This window comes from Burkholderia sp. RF4-BP95 (assembly GCF_001521985.1).
In the GTDB taxonomy this organism is placed as follows: domain Bacteria; phylum Pseudomonadota; class Gammaproteobacteria; order Burkholderiales; family Burkholderiaceae; genus Burkholderia; species Burkholderia diffusa.
In genome coordinates this window covers 276164-292555 of record NZ_LOSX01000090.1, presented here as the reverse complement: position 1 = coordinate 292555, position 16392 = coordinate 276164, and the positions used below count along the sequence as shown (strand labels likewise).

General features: G+C 64.3%; 16 protein-coding genes. 10 read left to right on the top strand and 6 right to left on the bottom strand.

Going from position 1 to position 16392, the window contains the following annotated elements; all coding sequences use genetic code 11:
- The gene (locus WS46_RS35760; protein WP_156441479.1) at positions 1–414 is read left to right on the top strand and encodes a hypothetical protein; all 414 of its coding nucleotides are present in this window, start codon (positions 1–3) and stop codon (positions 412–414) included.
- A gap of 17 nt (positions 415–431) precedes the next feature.
- Positions 432–905, top strand: coding sequence for a CreA family protein (locus tag WS46_RS30930; RefSeq protein WP_059537358.1), 474 nt, complete (start codon positions 432–434; stop codon positions 903–905).
- 138 nt (positions 906–1043) lie between these two features.
- On the opposite strand, the gene WS46_RS30925 is transcribed toward WS46_RS30930, so the two are convergent.
- The 4 genes from WS46_RS30925 to WS46_RS30910 form a co-directional block, all read right to left on the bottom strand.
- The gene (locus WS46_RS30925) at positions 1044–2210 is read right to left on the bottom strand and encodes an efflux RND transporter periplasmic adaptor subunit (protein ID WP_059693135.1); all 1167 of its coding nucleotides are present in this window, start codon (positions 2208–2210) and stop codon (positions 1044–1046) included.
- Positions 2207–4576 (bottom strand): ABC transporter permease, encoded by a 2370-nt coding sequence (locus tag WS46_RS30920; protein WP_059693134.1) that lies wholly within the window; start codon positions 4574–4576, stop codon positions 2207–2209. Before WS46_RS30920 ends, WS46_RS30925 begins: the two co-directional genes overlap by 4 nt.
- Positions 4570–5274 (bottom strand): ABC transporter ATP-binding protein, encoded by a 705-nt coding sequence (locus WS46_RS30915; RefSeq protein ID WP_059693131.1) that lies wholly within the window; start codon positions 5272–5274, stop codon positions 4570–4572. The genes WS46_RS30920 and WS46_RS30915 overlap by 7 nt, the downstream gene beginning before the upstream one ends.
- Positions 5275–5594: 320 nt before the next feature.
- Positions 5595–6287: a CBS domain-containing protein gene (locus tag WS46_RS30910; RefSeq protein ID WP_059693129.1), complete on the bottom strand. Its 693-nt coding sequence runs from the start codon at positions 6285–6287 to the stop codon at positions 5595–5597.
- 350 nt (positions 6288–6637) lie between these two features.
- Here WS46_RS30910 and acsA point away from each other — a divergent pair, with 350 nt between their 5' ends.
- Genes acsA through WS46_RS30885 form a run of 5 tightly spaced genes read left to right on the top strand, consistent with a single transcriptional unit; the run spans position 6638 to position 11818 of the window.
- Positions 6638–8407 carry an acetate--CoA ligase gene (gene acsA, locus WS46_RS30905; protein WP_059693126.1) on the top strand — a complete coding sequence of 590 codons (1770 nt, stop codon included), beginning with the start codon at positions 6638–6640 and terminating at the stop codon, positions 8405–8407.
- Positions 8404–9426 (top strand): pyruvate dehydrogenase (acetyl-transferring) E1 component subunit alpha, encoded by a 1023-nt coding sequence (gene pdhA, locus WS46_RS30900; RefSeq protein ID WP_059693124.1) that lies wholly within the window; start codon positions 8404–8406, stop codon positions 9424–9426. Before acsA ends, pdhA begins: the two co-directional genes overlap by 4 nt.
- Positions 9423–10397 (top strand): alpha-ketoacid dehydrogenase subunit beta, encoded by a 975-nt coding sequence (locus WS46_RS30895; protein WP_059693122.1) that lies wholly within the window; start codon positions 9423–9425, stop codon positions 10395–10397. The genes pdhA and WS46_RS30895 overlap by 4 nt, the downstream gene beginning before the upstream one ends.
- Positions 10398–10424: 27 nt before the next feature.
- Complete coding sequence (locus WS46_RS30890) at positions 10425–11561, top strand: dihydrolipoamide acetyltransferase family protein (protein WP_059693120.1); 1137 nt, start codon at positions 10425–10427, stop codon at positions 11559–11561.
- Complete coding sequence (locus WS46_RS30885) at positions 11558–11818, top strand: acyl carrier protein (protein WP_059542030.1); 261 nt, start codon at positions 11558–11560, stop codon at positions 11816–11818. The genes WS46_RS30890 and WS46_RS30885 overlap by 4 nt, the downstream gene beginning before the upstream one ends.
- A gap of 108 nt (positions 11819–11926) precedes the next feature.
- On the opposite strand, the gene WS46_RS30880 is transcribed toward WS46_RS30885, so the two are convergent.
- Positions 11927–12442 (bottom strand): flavodoxin, encoded by a 516-nt coding sequence (locus WS46_RS30880; protein ID WP_059693202.1) that lies wholly within the window; start codon positions 12440–12442, stop codon positions 11927–11929.
- 310 nt (positions 12443–12752) lie between these two features.
- Positions 12753–13298 carry an Hsp20/alpha crystallin family protein gene (locus tag WS46_RS30875; RefSeq protein ID WP_059693118.1) on the bottom strand — a complete coding sequence of 182 codons (546 nt, stop codon included), beginning with the start codon at positions 13296–13298 and terminating at the stop codon, positions 12753–12755.
- A gap of 242 nt (positions 13299–13540) precedes the next feature.
- Between WS46_RS30875 and groL the strand changes: the two genes are divergently transcribed.
- From groL to WS46_RS30860, 3 genes are all read left to right on the top strand, one after another.
- Positions 13541–15175, top strand: a complete 1635-nt coding sequence (gene groL, locus WS46_RS30870; RefSeq protein WP_059693116.1) for a chaperonin GroEL — start codon at positions 13541–13543, stop codon at positions 15173–15175.
- A 410-nt stretch (positions 15176–15585) separates the two neighbouring features.
- Positions 15586–15936, top strand: a complete 351-nt coding sequence (locus WS46_RS30865) for a hypothetical protein (protein WP_059542035.1) — start codon at positions 15586–15588, stop codon at positions 15934–15936.
- A 69-nt stretch (positions 15937–16005) separates the two neighbouring features.
- A complete protein-coding gene (locus WS46_RS30860; RefSeq protein WP_059693113.1) occupies positions 16006–16377 on the top strand; it encodes an HPF/RaiA family ribosome-associated protein in 372 nt (123 codons plus the stop codon).
- Positions 16378–16392: the final 15 nt, after the last annotated feature.

Below are 16392 nucleotides of genomic sequence, written 5' to 3'. Positions count from 1 at the left end.
GTGTTTCTCCTGGGCGATGCGTTCATGTTCGGGCCGGTTCCTTACCGCATTCTTAAGGTCATGGTGTTCGGTGGTCAGAATCGCTGCGAACGGTCGAAAAACGATTCCCATTTCGCCAAACATCGGTGGAGAACGGGCCAGTCAGACAGATCGTCCGGTGTCATCTCGCCCTGTGCCGCCCTGTCGTTGCGCAGCCCGTGCACTGGTCTGCAACATCATGAAAATCGGGATCTTCCCGATAAATCCGGCTACGCAACAGATAAAGCGACCGCGGAAATGCCGTGGGGGAATCTCGTTGAACTTTTAATCAGGATCCCGCTGCGCGGTCATTCGTTCTTGACTCAAATCAAGCGATCAGCCGACGCAGAATCTAGTCTGGTCATCAATCGACCTCGAATTGCGAAGTCAGCGTAGCGCTGCCGATTCCCATGATGATCCATCCTCGAGCAAGCGGGTATATTGCGGCCGCTGCTTTTTCACTCCTTGCCGCTTCAATGTCCGACGCCGAAGAATTGGCGCGCATCCCTACGCATTCGCAGCGTTACGGCACCCACATCGGAATTTCCGCCTACGACGATCCGCTGCTCAAGGGAGTGACGTGCTTTATTTCCGGACCTCATACGGGGGGTGACCGGCGTGCCGCAGGTGTCACAACCTCGGTGTCCTGCCATCAAGTCGGAACGCTCTCGACCACGGCGCATGTGCCGCAACAAGCCCAGGTGTTTGACGAATCGATCGACCCGGTTTTCAGGTCGATACACATCTTTCGAATCCTGGATATGCGACGTCTCGTTGTGTTGTATTTCTCGTTCACCGAGAGCGATCTGGCGGGCGATCTGCCGGGGCATGTCGATGTCGTTCGGCTGCCCGTGGTTTCAGGAAAGAATGGTGCGGCAGGCGACTGAATCGCGCGCCTGGCTGCGGGACGTCCGACTGCTTGCCCAATCGTCGAAAAGCCCCGACCAAAGGGTTGATCTGTCGACGGCGGAAGCAACGAAGAGGCGGGCATTGCGTTGAGCCGGGTCGACGTTTTGAGACCGCGTCTAGCGCATCCGAATCGGCATGTTTTCCACAAGTGTGGTCGGTGGATACACGACGACGGTTTTTCCGTCCCGGAGGCCGTCGAGCACTTGAGCCGCCTCGGCATTGCGCCGTCCAACCTGAACGACCCGCCGTATCGCCCGCCCGTGTTCGACCTCGAACGCGCACCACTGCTCTCCACACCTGAACAATGCTCCGACCGGAACGTTCAGCACGTTCGCCCGCTCCCAGATAACGATCCGGCCCTGTACGCGATAGCCATCGCTCAAACGTCCGGGCACGGCACGCAGGTCGGCAACCACATGCACCCGTTGTTCTTCCACGCCGAGAGCCGAAATCTTCGTGAACGCACCCGGCTCGACAACACGGACCGTCGCGTCGATTGGCACGGTGCCCCCCCAATCTTCCACGGAAACGCGCATGCCCGGACTGATCTTTACCGCATCGGTCGATAGCACGTCGATGACGACTTCGTAGCGTGAAGGATCGGCTAGCAGCATGAGCGCTGTGCCCGCTGGTACGACACGCTCGCTCTTTTCGTCGACACGCAGCAACACCGCGTCGACCGGCGCGCGAACCTTGACGGGCTGCCCGGCCTCAAGTGCCTTGAGATTCGCCGTGGCGGCCCGAACTTCGGCGGCTGCGGACTTCTCGCGTGCGGACGCTGCATCGAGATCGCTCCTGCCTGTTGCCTCGATGGCGCGCAACTGCTCCATGCTTTGCCTCGAGATTGCGCCTGCATCGACCAGAGTCTGGCCTCGCTCGCGTTCCCGGCGCGCCTGCGCGAGATCGGCACGGGTATGCTCCACACGCGCCTGCGCCTCGCGCAGCGACGCCTCCGCGGCCTCCACGCGGGCGTGCTCTTCGGCGTTTTCACCGGGGGTCATCGGCACGGGCACGAGCACCGCGATCACGTCTCCGGCTTGTACACGATCTCCCTCGCGCAGCATCACGCGCAGCAAGCGGCCTGTGATCGGCGCCGTGACCACGTAGCGATCATGCGCACGAATTTCGCCATCCTCGTCGATCGTGACCCGGAGCGGGCCCGTCGTCACCTTCGCCGTATCGACGGCCGTCGGTGCCGGCCAAAACGCATAGACGAGCGCGAGCGCGACAGCGAACGCTCCAGACGCGAAGAAGAGGAGCTGGCCCTTGCCGGCGCGCGTCATGATTCCCTCGCCTTGAGCACGGCGACGATGTCGAGACTGCCGATCTTCCGTGCCACCAGCCAACCCGACGCCGCCACAGCGCTCGCGGTCACCAGAAATGCCTGCGCGAATGTAGCAGGCCGCACCACGAGCGGCAGGCGATACAGATCCGTTGCGAGCCGATCCGTCAGGAACGCGCATACGCCATAGCCCAGCAACAGACCGGCGGGCGTCGCAAGCACGGCGAGGAGGAACTGTTCACCAAGCAGTATCCATGCAACCTCCGTGCGCGTGAATCCGAGCACGCGCAGCGAGGCCAGCTGTTGCAGGCGCTCGGAATAGGCGATACGCATTCCGTTGAACGCGACACCGAATGCAATGACACAGGCGAACGTGAAATTGATGGAGGTCGAAAGCCGGACGCTTTCATTCATGATCTTGCGAAAGCTGTCGATCACCGACTGCCGGATGGCCACCGCGTTGACGGCGGGCATGCGCTTGAGCGTGGCGTACAGACGATCGGCCGCGCGCGCGTCGATCTGCAGCCAGGCGCCGGACCAGTTGCCGCCTTCTCCGAGAAGACGCGCGAGTGCCTGCTGGTCCATATAGGCTCGAACGCCGACCAGTTCCCCGACGCGTCCCGCAAGCGTGACCTGCCGCGACTGGCGCTTGCCTACCAGCACCTCCACGGTGACCCGGTCGCCCGCGTGCACGCCGAGGGTGTCGGCGAGCTGCGACGAAATCACGATGCCGTCCGGCGGCACGCGCAACGGCAGGCTCCGCTCATCGACCAGTCGATGCATCTGCGCTGTCGGCGCGATCCCGCTCAGCGACAAGCGGCGCGATCGATATCCGGCGGAGATCCGGACGGGAACGTCACGGAATGGCTCAACGCGCAGCACGCCTGGCAGGCTCTGGAGCGCATATATCGCTCGATGGGACAAAGGTTGTGCGAATGCGACGGTCACGTCCTGCCGTTCGATACGCTGAAACTGAACGTCGAACAGATAATCGATTGCGTCGAAAAAGAAGCCGCCCGTTACGAGAATCGCGCTTGCGCATGCCATCGCAACGCACGACAGCAGCGATTTGAGCGGTTGCCGCGCGATGTTGCGGGCGATCATCCGCCACGTTACGCCGAGATGACGATACAGCCCGAACCTTTCAAGCCATCCGGCCGCGAATGCGGGCGGCAGCGGCGCTCGCATTGCCTCCACGGGCATCAGCCCGGCGGCCTTCGCCACACCGGCGGCCGTCCCGACCAGCGCGGTGGCGAAGCTCACGATGGCAGCGAGGATCGCGACATGCGCGTCGACATGGTATTCAAGTTGTGCGAATCGGTAGTACCGCGCGTACAGCGCGGTCAGCGACGAGCCCAACGCCAGACCGGCGGCATAACCAACGGCGGCCCCCGCTGCTGCGATCAGGCACGCGAACTGAAGGTAATGCAATGCGACGCGGGCGTTTCCGTATCCGAACGCTTTCATCAGACCGATCTGCGTGCGCTGGGTATCGACCAGCCGGTTCAGGACGTTCTGAAGCAGAAACATGGTGACACAGAAGAAGATGGCCGGAACGTAGGTGGCCGTGATACGGTTCTGCGCGATCTCGTCCGAGATGAACCGGTTCGAAACCTGATCTTCTCGCGTAATCGTCCCGAGTCCGCCGTAGGCGGCCAGTTCGCGATCGACCTGCGCAACGACCCGTGGCACGATCGCACCGCCGTCGACCGAAAGCACCAGGTCGTTGAACGCACCGTCCATGCGGAAGGCGGCCGATAACGCTTCGGTACCCATCCAGAGCACACCGTAGTGGCGATTGTCGGGAAAGATGGAGCCGGCTCCAGTCTCGTACACGTATTCCGGTGAAATGGCGATGCCGACGATCTGAAGTTGCTTCCAGCGTCCGTTCAGTACGGCACCGACGCGCTGCCCCGTGCGCAGGTGATTCGCGTCGGCGAACGCCGCGCTGATCAGCACTTCGTCGTCACGACCTGGCGTGACGTACCGGCCGCGCTGAACGTGCAGCAGATCGAGCGACGGCCCGCCCCGTTCGGGGACCGAGACGACATGGCCGGTAGCGGGTTCAGCGAGGCCCGGCACGTCGAGCGTCACATCGGCAACCACGCGCGCATCGACTGCGGCAACCCCGGGCAATGCCGCGATGCGCGTCGCGACCGCGAGTGGCGCGCGTTTCAGGTGCACGAAAAGGTCGGCGAACCGGTGAGACGCATAGTAATCCTGCTGTGCCCGCAGCAGGACCAGGTATGTGCTGCGCATCGCGACGAACGACGCCACGCCGCATGCAACAACAAGGACTGCCGCCATCGCCTGGGCCCGCATGCGCCAAAGATCGCGCCACGACAGACGTGTCAAGGTGCTCACCATGTGAGGTCCCGAGCATCCGAACGTCGCGCATTGCGATGTTCTTCGACGACCGTGCCGCCGCTCATGCGCACGACCCGACTCGCCATGTCCGCGATGACGACGTTGTGGGTCACGACTATGGTGAGCGTGCCGAACTCGCGGTTGACCCGCTGCAGCACATCCAGTACGAGTCGCCCGGTGCGAAAATCCAGCGCCCCGGTCGGCTCGTCGCACAGCAGGACGTCCGGGCGCTTGGCAACCGCTCGGGCGATCGCGACACGTTGCTGCTCGCCGCCCGACATCTGCGAAGGAAAGTGCCCGGCCAGCGAGTCGATGCCGACCATTCGCAACGCATCATCGGGATCCAGCGGACGCTCGGCGATATCGGTCACGAGCGCGACGTTCTCGCGAGCAGTCAAGCCAGGTATGAGGTTGTAGAACTGGAACACGAAACCGACATGCTCACGCCTGAACCTGGTCAATTCGCGCTCGGTCGCGGTCGAGAGACGATGGTCGCGGTAATCGATGATGCCGCTCGTGGGTGTGTCGAGCCCGCCCATCAGATTGAGCAGAGTCGATTTGCCACTCCCCGATATGCCGAGCAGCACCACGAACTCGCCAGCCTCGAATCCGAGCGTGACGTCCTTCAGCGCATGGACGCTGACGCTTCCCATCGGATAGATCTTGCTGACTGTCTGAATGGAAAGGACGGTCTCCATTGCGCACTCAAGACGAACGATCAAGTGTGCAGACCACGTTAGCGATTCACCTGATTCGTCGATTGATCCGTGTCAACGACCGCCCCCACGAAAATCGCGTCTGCCCGCGCTCGTGCGCCGGGCATACAAGTGCCGGGGCAAACGAACGCCGTGTCACGGGAGCCGGAGCAACGCTGAACGTGATTCCTGGCGAAGACTCAATGGGGACGTGATGCTTTCCGTGCGGATGGGCAAAGATTTTCAGGGAATACGGTGCGGTCATCGGTCTTTTCCTGGTGCTCCGCTGACATGCTGCCGACGACGCGGCTTATCGTCTGTTTTTACATCGACGGAAGCGTCAGCGGATAGACAAGGTGACTGATTACCTGTTTCACCCCCGGGACGGTCTGGGCGGCGACGCACACTGCTTTGCGCTCCTCCTCGCTGAAGATCACGCCCCAGAGATGCACCTGTCCGTTCTTGACGATGACCTGACCCCGAGATAGCGCCCAGCGTTGGCCAGACATCGCCTTCAGTATCGCCTCGCGTATCTCCACGTCGGCAGGTGGGACCAGCGACTGTTGGTTGTGCGTATCGCTGGCCAGAGCACGCACGAGATCGGCGCGGCTCACCAGTCCCGTCACCTCGTCATCCTTGACGACCGGCACGCGCTTGATGCGGTACCGCTCGAGCAGATCTGCAACTTCCGACAGTGGCGTGTCCTCGTGGACCGTGACGACGTCGACACTCATCACGTCCCCTACCTTCTGCGCGTGCTCCTTTACGTACTCGCTGGCCAGCTCCGTGCTGGATGCAAGAAGCTCCAGCCACCAGGAGCGACGCCTGACACCGGTGCCGAGCTCGACGCGGCGTACAAGGTCGCCTTCGCTGACGATACCGATCAGCCTGCCATCTGCATCCGTTACCGGAACCGCGCTGATCGCGTGCTCGGCGAGCAGCTTGGCGACCTCCTGCACGCTCATCTCCGGCGTCGCGGAAATGACCGAGGTTGTCATCACGTCACGTGCCCACATGAGGTTTCTCCTTCCACGCGCTAGCGCTTCACCGGCTAGTCTGCGGCGGACGCTGCACGCGCTCGCCCAGCTCGACCAGCCTGCAAGATGAATGCTTCACCCAGAAACACCGGGCGAATTTGACCGATATCAAAGACGGGAGATCGTACACGGATGTCGCCATATGGCCATTCGAACAGTATCGTGTTCGGTCGGCATCTTCCGTGGCAACTTGGGGCCGGATCCTGTTGTCCATCCTCACCGAGGCGGCGGGCCCGCTTCGGCAACCACGGCGCGTTGACACACGTCAACGGAAAAGCGGGTGCGGCGACCAGAATGAATCACGTCCGACCCGACCGGATGGTGTCCGAATGAACGTCCCCGCGATCATCGCCAAAACACCTGCCGACCTGCGCGTCGTGCCGAATCTCGTCGACTACGACGGCGAACGGCACCGTTTCTCGTGGGCGGCTGCGGCGCGCGAACTCGCGATCGAACCGGGCGGCGGCATCAACATCGGGTGGCAGGCAGTCGACCGTCATTGTGCCGGCCCCGGACGCGACAGGATTGCCCTGCGCTTCCTCGCACGGAATGCGCCATCCCGCGCAATCAGCTACGCCGAACTCGCGACGCTGACTGACCGCTTCTGCAACGTGCTGCGTGGCCTGGGTATCGGCAAGGGCGACCGCCTGTTCATCGTCGCCGGACGCATCCCCGAAATGTATGTCGGCGTGCTCGGCGCACTCAAGAACGGCACGGTCGTCTCCCCCCTCTTCTCCGCATTCGGGCCGGAGCCGATCGCCACACGCGTGAATCTCGGCGCGGGAACGGTGCTGCTCACGACCGATACGATCTTCGAACGCAAGATCGCCCCGTGGCGCGAACGCATGCCGGGGCTGAAGCACGTTCTGCTCGTCGCGGACACACCCGGCGCGGCGACGAACGTTTCCGGCACCCACGACCTCGCATCGCTGATGGCCGGTGCGGCGGACACATGCCGCTACGAACCGACGTCCCCGGAAGACATGGCGCTGCTGCACTTCACGAGCGGCACCACCGGCACGCCGAAAGGCGCCGTCCACGTGCATGCGGCGGCGCTCACGCACTGGATCACCGGACGGTATGCGCTGGACCTGCACGAGGACGACATCTACTGGTGCACCGCCGACCCCGGCTGGGTCACGGGTACCTCGTACGGGATCATCGCGCCGCTGCTCCATGGCGTGACCTCCATCGTCGACCGCGAGGAATTCGATGCCGAGCGCTGGTACGGCATCCTCGAGGACGAGCACGTATCCGTGTGGTACACGGCGCCGACCGCCGTGCGCATGCTGATGCGAGCCGGCTCCGGGATCGCTTCGCAGCACGCGTTCCCGCACCTGCGTTTCATCGCCAGCGTCGGTGAGCCGTTGAACCCGGAAGCCGTCTGGTGGGGAAAGGCAGTGCTGGGGCTACCGATTCACGACAACTGGTGGCAAACGGAGACCGGCGGGATCATGATCGCGAATACACCCGCGTTCGACATCAAGCCCGGCTCGATGGGAAGGCCACTGCCGGGCGTGGATGCGGCGATCGTGCAGCGCGACGCCGGTGGCGGCGTGCAACTCGTCGACGAGCCGGGCATCGAGGGCGAACTCGCGCTCCGGCGCGGCTGGCCGTCCATGTTTCGCGGCTACCTGAACGAAGACGCACGCTATCGCAAATGCTTCGCCGGCGACTGGTATCTGACCGGTGATCTCGCGAGGCGGGACGCCGATGGCTACTACTGGTTCGTCGGGCGCGCCGACGACGTCATCAAGTCGGCCGGCCACCTGATCGGGCCGTTCGAGGTCGAAAGCGTGTTGATGGCGCATCCGGCGGTCGCGGAGGCGGCGGTGATCGGCAAGCCTGACCCGGTCGTCGGCGAATCGATCAAGGCATTTGTGGCGCTGAACCAGGGCCAATGCCCCGACGATGCACTCAGGATGGCGCTGCTCGCCCACGCGCGAAAGCGCCTGGGTGCGGCGGTCGCGCCCAAGGAAATCGTGTTCGTCGGCCAGCTTCCGCACACTCGCAGCGGCAAGATCATGCGGCGCCTGCTCAAGGCCCGCGAGTTGGGGATGGCGGAAGGCGACACATCGACACTCGAGAGCGGCGCATGACTCCCGTCGACCACCCGCCTCCGCCTCCGCCGTCAGGGCCCGTGCCGTATCCAGCGGATCTGGCGCTCGCGCTGTTGCGCGACATGTTGCGCGTGCGCCGCCTCGAAGAGAAATGTGCCGAACTCTACGGCGCGGGAAAGATGCGCGGCTTTCTTCATCTGTATATCGGCGAGGAAGCCTCCGGCATCGGCGCCCTGCATGCGCTGACACCCGACGACAACGTCGTCGCGACCTACCGCGAGCATGCGCATGCGCTGGTTCGCGGCATGGACATGGGCGTGCTGATGGCCGAAATGTATGGCAAGCGCGAAGGCTGCGCTCGCGGGCGCGGCGGCTCGATGCACCTGTTCGACCGAAGCAGCCGGCTGTTCGGCGGAAACGCGATCGTTGGTGGCGGTCTGCCGCTGGCGGTCGGTCTCGCGCTCGCCGACAAGATGCAGTCGAGCACGCGCGTCACCGCATGTTTCTTCGGTGACGGCGCGGTTGCCGAAGGGGCATTTCACGAGTCGATGAATCTCGCGGCGCTCTGGCGGCTTCCGGTGCTGTTCTGCTGCGAAAACAACCTGTATGCGATGGGCACTGCCGTCGAGCGCCACGAATCCCAGACGGACCTGTGCACGAAAGCTGCCGCCTATGACATGCAGGCGAGTTCGACCGACGGTATGGATATCGTGGCCGTACACGACGCGGCGAAGGATGCGGTCGCCTATGTGCGAAGCGGCGCCGGCCCGATGTTCCTGGAACTGCGGACGTATCGTTTCCGCGCGCATTCGATGTACGACGCCGAACTCTACCGGCAGAAGGCAGAGGTCGACGCATGGAAAACCCGCGGCCCGATCCACACGTTCACCGCGCGCCTCAAGGCCGAAGGCAAACTCACGGAGGACGCGTTCGTCGCGCTCGATGCCGATGTCGAAGCCGAAGTCGCCCGCGCGGTCGCGTTTGCCGATGCCGCCGCATGGGAGCCCGTCGAAGCGCTCGCAGAGGACGTCTACACGACGGCGGGAGGCCCGCGATGAGCCGCCGTCTCACTTATCGCGAGGCGCTGCGCGAGGCACTGCGCGAGGCGCTGTCGAACGATTCACGCGTGTTCCTGATGGGCGAGGACGTCGGATGCTACGGCGGCACCTATGCAGTGTCGGCCGGGTTGCTCGACGCGTTCGGGCCCGAGCGCATCCGCGACACGCCACTGTCGGAACTCGCGTTCACGGGGGCCGGCATCGGCGCTGCGCTGGGCGGCATGCGGCCGATCGTCGAGATCATGACGGTGAACTTCAGCCTGCTTGCGCTCGACCAGATCGTCAATACCGCAGCGCTCTACCACCACATGTCCGGCGGGCAATTCTCGGTGCCGCTGGTCGTCCGAATGGCGACGGGCGCCGGCCGCCAGGTCGCCGCGCAGCACTCGCACAGTTTCGAAGGCTGGTACGCGGGCATCCCGGGCATCAAGGTGCTCGCGCCGGCGACCATCGAGGATGCGCGCCACATGCTGGCGCCGGCATTGGCCGATCCGGACCCGGTGCTGATCTTCGAACACGCGGGCCTCTACAACATGGAAGGAGACCTGCCGGACCTCGACGGTGTCGACATTCGCACCGCGAAAGTGCGCCGCGCGGGCAAGGACGTCGCCATCCTCGCGTACGGCGGCTCGCTGCCGAAGGCGCTCGATGCTGCCGAGACGCTCGCCGGCGGCGGGATCTCCGCCGAAGTGATCGACCTGCGCGTGTTGCGGCCGCTCGACGACGCGACGATCATCGCGTCGGTAGCGAAGTGCCGGCGTGTGGTCGTCGTCGACGAATGCTGGCGCAGCGCCAGCGTCGCCGCGGAGATCATCGCGCGCATCGTCGAGCAGGCGTTCTATGAGCTCGATGCACCGCCGGCACGCGTGTGCGCCGAAGATGTGCCGATTCCTTACGCCCGGCACATGGAAGACGCGGCATTACCCCAAGTCGACAAGATCGTCACCGCGGTGAAACAATTGTTTTCGTGATTGCTGACAAACTCCGAAGGGGGACGCATGATCGAATTCACGTTGCCTTCCATGGGAGCGGACATGGACGAGGGGACGCTCCTCGAATGGAAGGTCAAGCCTGGCGACGTGGTCAAGAAAGGCCAGGTTGTCGCGATCGTCGACACGAGCAAGGCGGCCGTGGATGTCGAGAGCTGGCACGAGGGAACGGTCGACGAATTGTTCGTGAACCCGGGCGAACGGATCCCCGTCGGCACACCGATGGCCACGCTGCTCGAGCCCGGAGAAGCACCGCCGGCGGCGCGGCATACGCGCCAACCGGCGGCACCCGCCGCGGCCACCGGCGCGGCACCTCGCCGCAAGATCTCGCCGGCTGCGCGCAAGCTGGCGCAGCAGCACCGGGTCGATCCCGACAGTGTCACGGGCACCGGCCCGGCGGGCTCGGTGACGCTGGCCGACGTCGAACGGACGATCGCGGCGGCGGGTTCGCCCGCGCCCGGCACGCCCGGCGAGCGCAATCCGGAAATGAGACGGGTGATCGCGGCCGCGATGGAGCGTTCGAAGCGCGAGATTCCGCACTATTACGTGTCCGAGACGATTCCGCTGGGAAAGGCGCTGGCATGGCTCGCGGCCGAGAACGCGATGCGTTCCGTGACCGACAGGCTGCTTCCGGCAGCGCTCCTGCTCAAGGCGGTCGCGCTCACGCTGCGTCGATTTCCGGAGCTGAACGGGTTCCATCGGGAGGGCGTCTTCCAGCCCGCCGGCGCCGTGCATCTCGGCGTGGCGATCTCGCTGCGCCAGGGCGGGCTGGTGGCGCCGGCGCTGCTCGATGCGGATGCCAAGCCCCTGAACCAACTGATGCGCGAACTGCTCGACCTGACGCAGCGATGTCGCGCGGGCTCGCTGCGGAGTTCGGAGTTGTCGGAATCGACGATTACCGTGACGAATCTCGGCGATCGAGGTGCCGCCGAGGTGTTCGGCATCATCTATCCTCCCCAGGTCGCGCTCGTCGGGTTCGGGCGAATCATTGAGCGGCCGTGGGCCGAAGACGGCGGGCTGAAGATCATGCCGGTGACGACCGCCAGCCTCTCGGCAGACCACCGCGTATCCGACGGCCATCGCGGTGCGCTGTTCCTGGTTGAACTGGGCGAATTGCTGCAGCACCCCGAGGAGTTGAATCAATGAACAATGCAGACATCCTGTCGGTCGTACTGGAAACGCTTGCATCCGTCGCGCCGGAACTCGATCCGTCGACGCTGCGTGCGGATCGTCCGCTGCGCAGTCAGGTCGATCTCGATTCGATGGACTGGCTCAATGTTCTGACGGGCCTTCATGCGCGGCTGAAGGTGGAGATCCCGGAGCGCGACTACGGTCGTCTGGTTACGCTCGACGATATCGTCGGCTATCTCGCGGCCGCAGACGCACACCGACCGGTGCCCTGACGCCGGCGTCGTAACGTCCGCCACACCGTTGCACGACGGCGCGCGGTCTCGTGCAGCGGTGCCCGAGAGCACTACCGTCCATTGCCCCGCTCGCGCGCCGAGTATGCTTCAACGCGCCGCAGTCGTCGCGATCGCTTCCGCCAGCCTGCGTGCTGCCTGTTCAGCAAATGCCGCGAGAATCGGGCTGGCATCGCCATGCAAGGATTCGCGTGGCGTCACGCGACATTCGGCGAGTGGCGACTTGCGTGCCAGCGTCCGCATTTGCGTGAGTGCGGAGTCCGCACCACGTTGCGCGAAGCTGCAAAAGAATGCGACACGCGGCAGGCGTCGCTGATTCGCGACGAGATACGCCCGCACCGGCGACGATACGCAGCCTGCCCAGACCGGGGAGCCGATCACCACGAGATCGTACGCGGACGGGTCGCGCTTCGCCGCGACGATCTCCGCCGGCTTCTGGTTGATTGCTTCGACGAGCGAACGCAGATAGCCGAACGGGCCGGCACGATCGCGCGTGACGACGATTTCCTCGACGTCGGCGTCGAGCATCTCGGCCAGCGCGGACGCGGCCCGGCGGGTCGTGCCGGTGCGCGAATAGAACACGACGAGAATCTTGCCGGCTGACATGACGACCTCCCTCATGCACGCTTGTCGGGCGGCGCGTGCGTCCGTTGAATTCATTCGCCATGACGCGCGGGCGATCCGTAGAAAATCGGCCTCGTGTGGACGGATTGCACGCGACGGTGCAACCACTGGCTCAAGTGCGCCGTGGCCAATATCCCGGTTATCGGCTCTCCATGCATGGCGAATGCAGGATCGCGCTTCATCGACCGCCCGAATGTCGGTGTGTCACGACATGACCCAACGATCGAGAAGCAAACGGAAAGCGTATGCACAGGCATCCGCCGGCATGCGTCGGCGGATGCCCGCACCAGTTTCAGCCTGCCTTGACCTCGATCTTCTTCTCGGCCTTGCGAGCCTCCGGCGTCTTCGGCAGCGTGACCGTCAGAACGCCTTTCTGGAACGACGCCTCGATCTTGTTTCTGTCGACCCCGTCGGGCATGCGAAAGTAGCGCTCGAACGAGCCGAAGCGGCGCTCGTGGACGTAGTAGTCCTTGTGCTGCTCCTCCTTCTCTTCCTGCTTTTCGCCGCGGATCGACAAGCCGCCGTTCGCGAGCTTGACCTCGATGTCCTTCTCGTCCAGCCCGGGCAATTCCGCGGTGATTTCGTATGACTTGTCGGTTTCCGCGAAGTCGACCGCGGGTTCGGCGCTCCATTCGTGATCGCGGTGCCAGAATGGCTGGAGGTTGAAAATCGGTCGCCGCACCGACGGCATGCCCGCGCTGCGATTGAAATCGTCGAAGAGACGGTCCATCTCATGGCGCAGCGTTTCGATCGGATGCCAGTACGGCGCCCCCATCGGCGCATGCTCCGCACTCTCCTGCGGCTTATTGACCGGCAGTTTCGTGGATGATTCTTTCATGTCGTGCCTCCTTCTCGTCAGTAATGCATTTATTCTCGATTGGCGATGACCGCGGCAATTGACGGAGATCAACGCTCAGGATGGGGACACCGAAGGCTCTTGGGCGAGCACATGGCGGTGCGAAACGCGTGGCGCTCGTTGACCCAGGTCAATCGGCACGACGCGCCGGCAGGTGGAATATGCGTATCGGTCGCCGGCCCCGAGGCGCGTCGTGCCCGGCTTCGTCGCACAGGAGGTGTATCGTGCCCGCAAAATCGCTTGTCTTTCATCAGGATGCCCGCCAACGACTGCTCAAAGGCGTCAACGCGATGGCCGAGGCAGTCAAGCTCACGCTCGGCCCGGGCGGGCGCAACGTGATCGTCGAGCGGGCCGGCACGGCGCCGCTGGTCGCGAACTCTGGCGTCGTCGTCGCCAGCGCTGTGGACTTGCCCGACCCGTTCGAGGAAATGGGCGCACGGTTGTTGCGCGAAGTGGCGACCCGCACCAGCGAAGTCGCCGGCGACGGCACGACCACTGCCACCACCCTGGCACAGGCCATCGTTGCCGAAGGCATCAAGTGCGTCACTGCCGGGCACGATCCGATGGCGCTCAAGCGCGCGATCGAAGCGGCCGGACGCGACGTGGTCGCCGAACTGCACCGCGTGTCGAAACCGTGCGCGAGCGCGGACGAAATGCGCCAGATCGCGACGATTTCCGCCAGCGGCGACAGCACGATCGGCGCGCTCGTCGCACAGGCCGTCGAGCGTGTGGGCAGGGACGGCGCGATCAGCATCGAGGACGGCACGAAGCTCGACGACGAACTCGAGACGGTGGACGGCTCGCTGATCGATCGCGGCTATCTGTCGCCACTGTTCGTCGATTCGGACAATCATCGCATCGTCCTTGACGAGCCGCGCATCCTGCTCTGCGACATGAACATCAGCGCGATCGCACAATTGCTACCGGTACTCGAGGCGCTCAGCAGCACCGGCAAACCGCTTCTCGTCGTCGCGAACGAAGTGGAAGGCGAGGCGCTGGCGACCCTTGTCGTCAACCACCTGCGCGGCACGCTGAAATCGTGCGCGATCCGCTCGCCCGGATTCGGCGAGGCACGCACCGAACAGCTCGCCGACCTCGCCGCGCTGACTGGCGCGACGGTCATTTCCGTTCAGGCCGGACGGACACTCGAGCGCACGACGCTCGACGATCTCGGTGCCGCGCGGCGCGTGGAGATCACGCGCGAGACGACGACCGTCATCGCCGGGCGAGGTGAACGCCAGCACATCGACGACCGCGTCCAGGCGCTGCGTACGCGTATCGCGGCGACACCGGCCGGATACGAGCGCGACGCACTGACGCGCCGGTTGACGAAACTCGCGGGCGGCGTCGCGGTGATTCGCGTCGGCGCCGCGACGGAAACCGCGCTGCGCGAGCGCAAGAATCGCTTCGAGGACGCCTTGCATGCGACGCGCGCCGCGATGGAGGAAGGCATTGTGCCAGGCGGTGGCGTCGCACTGCTGCGTGCACGGCGCGCGCTCGAAGGCAATCGCATGGACTTGACCGACGCGCAGCGCACCGGCGCGCGAATCGTGCACGACGCGCTGGCATCCCCGCTGCGTCAGATCGCCGAAAACGCCGGAGCGGACGCGCAGGCCGTCGTACACGCAGTCGATGCCGCGACCGGACCGTTCGGCTATGACGCGGCAACGGCGACATATGGGGACATGATTGCTGCCGGAATCGTCGACCCGGTCAAGGTCGCGCGTTCGGCGCTACAGAACGCGATCTCGGTCGCGTCGCTGCTGCTCACGACCGATTGCATGATCGCGCATCGCCCACGCACGGCCGCATCACCGGGCGTCGCGGAATCGGGAAACTGGGGCGGCGAACTCGGCTGAGCCATCAGTGTGCCGCCGGTCGCTCTTGTACGACTTGCCAGCGGGGATACGCGGAATTCATGTCGGCCACGGAGCGGCCGGTGCCACAGTTGCCGCAGGGCAGTCATTCTCGCCCCGGATGCCGGATCCCGGGGCGGTTCCCGTTCGATATCGTGTTTGCGATTCGCGTCGATGGCCCGATCGGAATTTCGCCCTTCCAGCCGATCAGCCGTAAATGCCGGTCAAACCTTGTCGTCCGCGTTACATCCTGGCCCGGACATGCTCTCGATGGAATCGTCGCGTTTCCACGGGCCGACGCGGCCCATAAAAGGCGCCGTTGATACGTGTCAAGCGGCTGGCGCCCGGGAAGCCTAGGCTGGAAACGTGAACGACAGTCGTCCTGACGCACGCGTTCAGGCTGGGAGGCAATCATGCAGACCGCACATCATTTCCTACCCGAGTTCCGGCATGCGACCGTGCCGACGTATTTCGTTTCCTACGTGTTTCCTCTGCTGCTGGCCGGCTATGAGGTCTACCGGATCGGCTATTGGGTAAGCCGGCATGGCTGGAATTTCGCGCAACTGCCGCAGGCTGGCTACGAGTTCACGCTGATGTTGTTCGTATTTGCACTGCAGGTGATTCTCGACGGGTTGTTCTTCATGACGGCATGGGTAGGCAAGCATCCGGACGTCGAGCATCGGCTCGCGAACCTGGCGCTCGGCGTTCTGTGCTCGGCACTGGTCATCGCGTTCGATGTCGTCCTTCAGATCGCCACGTTCTGAACCGGAGTCTCAGGGGCGCCGGCACGACGGGGCACGACCGGCATTCATCAGCCATCAACGGATCAAGCAATGAAGCCACCTTACGAACTGGTATTTCAAGGCATGCCGCGCTCGGACGCGCGCGAGGCGGCAGCCGCCCGGCATGCATCCAGACTCGATCGATTCCGGCAGGACATCTCGCATTGCCGGATCAACGTCGTGCTGGACGAGAAGCACGATCATCAGGGGAAACCGTTCAATATCCGGATCGAAGTCACGATTCCCGGACATCAACTGGTATCCAGCAAGGAGCGCGACGAGGATGTCTACGTCGCGCTGCGCAATGCCTTCAGCAACGTCACGAGAATGCTCGAAGACACGGGACGGAAGCAGCGAGGCCGCGGCAAACGGCACGATGAACGTTCGGCCGCTCCTGCCACGCGATCGGAGGCGCACGAATAGCGCGCTTTTGCGCGT